Genomic DNA, 5607 nt, shown 5'->3' with positions numbered 1-5607 from the left:
CATCAAATTCAGCACTCAATTCAGCAAGTGTTTTTTCTGCTTTAATCGCAGCAAGTGCTACCTTAGCTTTAAAATCATTTGAATGATTTCTTCTTGGTCTACGTGCCATAAAATACTCCATATATTGATGTTTATAACATCATTTGAGGAGCAGAATATCACTTATAGGAGTTGTTCAAATTTACGGATCCATCTCTGACCAACGGCCTGCGAATATCAACACATCGTATTGATCTATATGTTTAGATAAATACTCACGATTTAATAAGCACTGTTGATACGCTGTAGATTGTTTGTTCCCTGTAAACTCTTTATTAAGACTTGGATAACACCAGTTTGTCGTAATGGCTTGTATATTTAAGTTCAGCTTCTTTCCAATCTGATCCCAAAACGGGCTATTGTGACCTGCAAATGAATCTCCAAATAACAGTGCCGATTTTGCATTTTTCTGTTCTGAAGCAATTGAGCATTCAAATCCTTGTGAGCCTACTTTGAGATTATGGTTATCTTTAATATTATAAAAACACCACCCATTTTCAACACTTGGCATTTGCATTTTGTCTAGATTAGAGGGAGTGTTAGATTTTTCTCGACTTGCAAGACCATTTTCTTCTATATGTTTATAGATTGGATAAAGTAAGAGTAGGGTGGAAATAAACAATAAATATATATGCCCTTTTTTGAGCTTTTGTAGGGATTTTCGACTACCTTCGATGTATTTATAACTTAACCACCCCAAGAGTAAAGAGAGTCCGAGGGAGAGACTTAAGCTAATAAAATTTAATTTAATAAAAAAATAATTCAATAAGAAAAATACAGGCCAGTGCCATAAATAAATAGAATACGATGCACTACCAATGTTTTGGATGAATTTTGCTTGAGTGAAAATTGAATTTTGACGATTAGCAATTAAGATGAGCATTGTACCCATCACTGGTAATAAGGCTAAAAAGCTTGGCCAAGGTGTATTCTGATCGTATAAAACTAGACTAAGAAGAATAAAGGTAAAACCCAAACCTTCACTGAGTTTTTGTAGTGGGGCAGTGAGTTGTTTATTATTAAAGTAGTAATATACCAAACCTCCAGCAACTAGTTCCCACGTACGCGTTGTCAGCTTAAAGAACCCATACATGGTATCTTTAGCTGTCATTAATGTTGAAAATGATAGGGAAGCAATAAGTATAAGACTTAAAAAAATACCAATATATTTTAATTTTTTATCAAATTTTGCATAAATAAAGAGCAAGAGAGGAAATAAAAGATAAAACTGCCATTCAACCGAAAGAGACCAAGTGTGAAGTAGGGCTTTATCATGTGTATCGGCAGCAAAATAATCACCAGCTTGGCGATAATAAAGATCGTTTGATAGAAAAGTCAGACTGTATCGTGCATCTTTAGCAAAATTCTTAAAGTCTTCTGGAATAAAAATAAACCAACCCAGTATGGTAAGAAATACAATAAGGAATAAAAGTGCTGGAAATATTCGTACAATTCGAGCGAGATAAAAATCTGTAAAAGAAAGCTGCTGCTTAAACAGTTTTTCAATGATAATTTTTGTCATCAGATAACCTGAAATGACGAAAAAAATATCAACGCCAAGATAACCAGCCGAAAACCCAAATATTTGGAAATGGAAAAGTACAACTAAAATTACAGCATAAGCTCTTAATCCATTAATATCATTCCTAAAAGTATTGATGCTCATGCAATAAGTTTTCTAAAAAAAGAGTAATTGTATGATTTATTTCATAATGACTGGATAATTAGATTGTATTGATTTTTTTAAAAGATTCTATGGCACTTGTGGGGGAAAGATTATAAACCTGAACTTGGTGCTCTATAAAGAATTCAGCCGCAGCATCAAAAGCGGGAAAAATTAAATGTAGGTATTGATCTAACATTGTTGGCTGTTTGTTTTCTATACTCTCATAAAAACGTGGCTGAGAAAAATTATTCATATCTAATCCAGCGATATAAATTTCTTTAAAACCAATTGCATATGCGACTTGTAATGCCACATATGGGACAGTTAAATAATCAAATACTGCATTGAATATATTCGTTGAAAAGCCAAATTCGCCATATAAGTGAAAATAAGGTTTTTCTAAATCTAGTTTGTGCTTTTTACCCATGAATGGTTCAACAGTTTTATCTTGGAAAATAGTCTCGATGATTTTGATTTCGCACTTAATTTGACTTGGGTCAATTCTTTTTAAAATGATGTCTGATGTGGTTCCGTTAATTAGACCACTCAATTCAGTTTTATAAGTGATAAATCCGCTCTAAATATTTAAATCATGCTGCCATTACTTTTAGTAAATGTTGATCATAAAATTCATTTGGTGTTGCCTTATTCAAACTTGAATGAGGACGTATCATGTTATAAAAATCCAAATATTCAGCAATTGATTGTTTCGCTTGTTTAACCGTATCGTAAGCCTTCAAATAGACTTCCTCATGCTTCAAGCTGCGCCATAACCGCTCAATCATCACATTATCCATCCATCGTCCTTTCCCATCCATACTGATACGGATATTTCGCAATTTTAACTCATTCAAAAATGCCTCGCTTGTGAATTGACTGCCTTGGTCTGTATTAAACACCTCAGGACAACCATATTTCACAATTGCTTCTTGCAACGCATCTATGCAAAAGTCTGTTTCCATACTGATCGATACACGATGAGCCAGTACTTTACGACTATGCCAATCTATAATTGCACACAAATAGACAAAGCCTTTAGCCATAGGAATGTATGTGATATCTGTACACCAGACTTGATTAGAGTGATCGATGACCATGTTTTTCAACAGATATGGGAAAATACGGTGTGCAAGATTAGGCTTACTGGTATTGGGTTTTGGATACAAGGCATGTATTCCCATCAAGCGCATTAAACGTCGGACTTTACGCCGACCTATTTGATTCCCTTGACGCTGTAGCATATCTCGTATCATTCGACTGCCCATAAATGGGTAGTCGAGATGAATTTCATCGATCAGACGCATCAAACTCAAATCAGTTGATGAAATCTCTTTGGGCTTGTAATACAACGTACTGCGATTGATTTGAATCAATTGCGATTGTTGTCGTACCGAAAGTTGATGGGTCTTATCGATCATTTTTTGCCGCTCAGCTGCCCTATTTTTCTGAGCGCACTTTCTAAAAAATCAATTTGCAATGCCTGATGTCCTATCTTGGCATGTAGAGCTTTGAGGTCAATCTCAGGTTCTTGTTGTGCTGTTGGTCGTGAAAAAATATTGATTGATTGCTCAAGCAGTTGATTTTTCCAATCGATGATTTGGTTTTGATGTAAATCGAATTGAGTAGAAAGTTCAGCGAGTGTGTGGTCGCCTTTAATTGCTGCGAGAGCAACTTTAACTTTAAACTCTGCTGAATGATTACGACGTTTTCTTCGTGTCATGGTTGACTCCTAAAACAAGCATTTCCCATGCTTATTGGGGAGTAGATTATCACTTATAGACGTGGTCTAAAATCCTAGACCCACATCAGTCTAAACAACGAGGCGTTGTGAAAAATATACAATCACTGTTAAGAACTTTTAATATTAGATCGAAACGCTTAGTCGTAAAATTAAAATCAATAATTACGTAATATTTAAAGTGAATGTGATCTAGTGAAATAGCACCATTCACACCAATATAGTCATAGTCAGGATTGGTCAGAAAACGTTGATCTATATCTTTGACAGAAGGCCCAGTTGCAACCAATACACAGGTATTTTTTTGACTTTTAAATGGTTTTGTATGATCGGCAATTAATTTTTTATTAAAAAATAATTGCTCTAAGTCGCCTTCGCTATTGCGAACAGTCTTGTAGTATGGCCAATAGCGGCGATTATGTTTATATGCTTTGGAATGGAAAGACTTATAAAGGAACTTGAAAATATTTTGTGTAATACGATTGAAAATCTGTTGCATCGAGTTTACTCAGGTATAAGTTTACCACCATAGGATGGAGGATAGACTAAAATTAATCTCTTAATTATATGATATTTTTTATTATTAGCGCGATTGTGGGAGAGTGAATCTGTATTGAATATTTTAACACTACCTCCCCCATCGTATATTGTTTAAAAGAAGTAGTGTTATTGTAGCTGCGAAAGCATTAATCATCTAAAGAAAATTTCTTTTTTCCTTTAAATACAGACTTAAGCGATTGAACTGAGCGATTAAACCAGTTCGCCTCTGCATCTGGACGGGTTACTTTGTTGCCATGATAGTTGACCTGTGTTGCTTTTGAAAAATTACCGAAAGGAGTGATCGTATAGTTTTCAGGGCGATACCCATTTTCAAGAGCTTCTTGGTAGTATTGATCAAATAATGCGACAAGGTCTTCACGTGGGTGCGGCATGATTTTCCCATCAAACCAATGCTTTTGCCCAGATGCTTCAAGGCGCGGTAAGGCATATTTATGACTAAACTGTGTACCCATATCAGAGTAATGCAAAATTTTAATTTGCTCAATTGGAAGACCTTCACCATCAATATTGTTGTATGAATCTTGATAAGGTTGAACAAGTTCAGGCTTTTCTTTGATGAGCTGCATCAGTTTTTTATGTCCCTCAGGATCTGCTTGTAGTTCTTTTAATGTAGGCAAATGTTGTTTTGCTTTTTCACAGTCCCATACACAGGTGCATAAACGAGCAGTACTCTTTCCACCCTTTGCGATCACGATCGCATCATTACTCAGTGGATGTGACCATAGCTCAGCAATATCACATAAAACAACGACATCCGCATCCATATAGATGGCACGACCTTGAAAGTTGCATGACTCAGGGATTGCCCAACGGAAACCTGAGAATGGAGTTGCCCATTTTTCTGTATGCCAACCTTCTCGAGTTTCTTGATTACTGTACCATGGACTTTTAGGGTCATGGCTTAATTGCATCCAAACAATTTCAACAGGGTGTTGGGTGTGTTTTCGAATGCTGTAATCTAAAACCATCATTTGTTCTAAATCACAGTTGTTGGGATCACAACCCACAAATACTTTAATTACTTCATTGTTCATATCTGCAATCACTTCATTATTTATAAAATCAATGCAGTAAGTAGAAGATAACATCTAAAAGAACTGCATGATAAATTAAAAACTAACATTGTAAGTCTATCTTTTCAACATGACTAGCATTGATGTGTATTGTGAACAAATCAACGCAGGATTTCGATATTGGTACAAATGTGTTTTACTTTGTTGTTGTATTTACAAGATAGAATATGAATAATACTTAGATTTTAATATCTTAATGCATTGTGGCACGTTGTTGCTAGTGAAGATTATACTATGAAGAATTATGTGATCAGCCTTACTTATGCGGATCAGCGTCGCGATCATATTTTATCGATTTTTCAGAAACAGGCGATAGATTTTTGTTTCTTTGATGCTGTCACGCCTGCCACGATGGAGCAGATTGCAAATGTTTTAGGACTTGATATAACAAAAACAGATCTTGCTAAAAGTGAAGTGGCTAGAGGTGGTCCCACTTGTTTGAACAACTAAAAGCGTATTTATAAGTGATATTCCGCTCTAGTTAAGCCACCTTGTTTTGTTGGGGTAGCTGATCATAGTAAAACTCATTT

General features: G+C 35.3%; 4 protein-coding genes and 3 pseudogenes. 1 reads left to right on the top strand and 6 read right to left on the bottom strand.

The genetic code is table 11. From position 1 onward, the window contains the following. From F988_RS15125 to F988_RS11425, 6 genes and pseudogenes are all read right to left on the bottom strand, one after another. Positions 1-121: pseudogene (locus F988_RS15125) on the bottom strand (IS3 family transposase); the annotation flags it as partial. Positions 122-181: 60 nt separating this feature from the next. Further along, positions 182-1705, bottom strand: coding sequence for an acyltransferase family protein (locus F988_RS11450; RefSeq protein WP_004683152.1), 1524 nt, complete (start codon positions 1703-1705; stop codon positions 182-184). A 58-nt stretch (positions 1706-1763) separates the two neighbouring features. Then, a pseudogene (locus tag F988_RS11445) lies at positions 1764-2225 on the bottom strand (lipopolysaccharide biosynthesis protein); the annotation flags it as partial. Positions 2226-2295: 70 nt separating this feature from the next. After that, positions 2296-3425 (bottom strand): IS3 family transposase gene (locus tag F988_RS14790; protein ID WP_154647842.1). Its coding sequence is split into 2 segments (ribosomal slippage): positions 2296-3173 and positions 3173-3425, totalling 1131 coding nucleotides; the frame shifts between segments, so codons are not numbered across the junction. An 88-nt stretch (positions 3426-3513) separates the two neighbouring features. Then, positions 3514-3942 (bottom strand): annotated as a pseudogene (locus F988_RS11430) (lipopolysaccharide biosynthesis protein); the annotation flags it as partial. A 187-nt stretch (positions 3943-4129) separates the two neighbouring features. After that, complete coding sequence (locus tag F988_RS11425) at positions 4130-5092, bottom strand: glycosyltransferase family protein (protein ID WP_004683144.1); 963 nt, start codon at positions 5090-5092, stop codon at positions 4130-4132. A 219-nt stretch (positions 5093-5311) separates the two neighbouring features. On the opposite strand from F988_RS11425, the gene F988_RS11420 reads away from it, so the two are divergent. Further along, positions 5312-5527, top strand: a complete 216-nt coding sequence (locus F988_RS11420; RefSeq protein ID WP_010589592.1) for a glycosyltransferase family 25 protein — start codon at positions 5312-5314, stop codon at positions 5525-5527. The last annotated feature ends 80 nt before the right edge of the window (positions 5528-5607 follow it).

Origin of the sequence: Acinetobacter parvus DSM 16617 = CIP 108168 (assembly GCF_000368025.1) — a bacterium.
Classification (GTDB): Bacteria; Pseudomonadota; Gammaproteobacteria; order Pseudomonadales; family Moraxellaceae; genus Acinetobacter; species Acinetobacter parvus.
This window is presented reverse-complemented; position numbering and strand designations above follow the sequence as displayed.

What these genes read in the sequence shown, in the direction of transcription:
- F988_RS11425 (WP_004683144.1), bottom strand. Translation starts at nt 5,092, where the DNA reads ATGTTATCTTCTACTTACTGCATTGATTTTATAAATAATGAAGTGATT.
- F988_RS11450 (WP_004683152.1), bottom strand. Translation starts at nt 1,705, where the DNA reads ATGAGCATCAATACTTTTAGGAATGATATTAATGGATTAAGAGCTTAT.
- F988_RS11420 (WP_010589592.1), top strand. Translation starts at nt 5,312, where the DNA reads ATGAAGAATTATGTGATCAGCCTTACTTATGCGGATCAGCGTCGCGAT.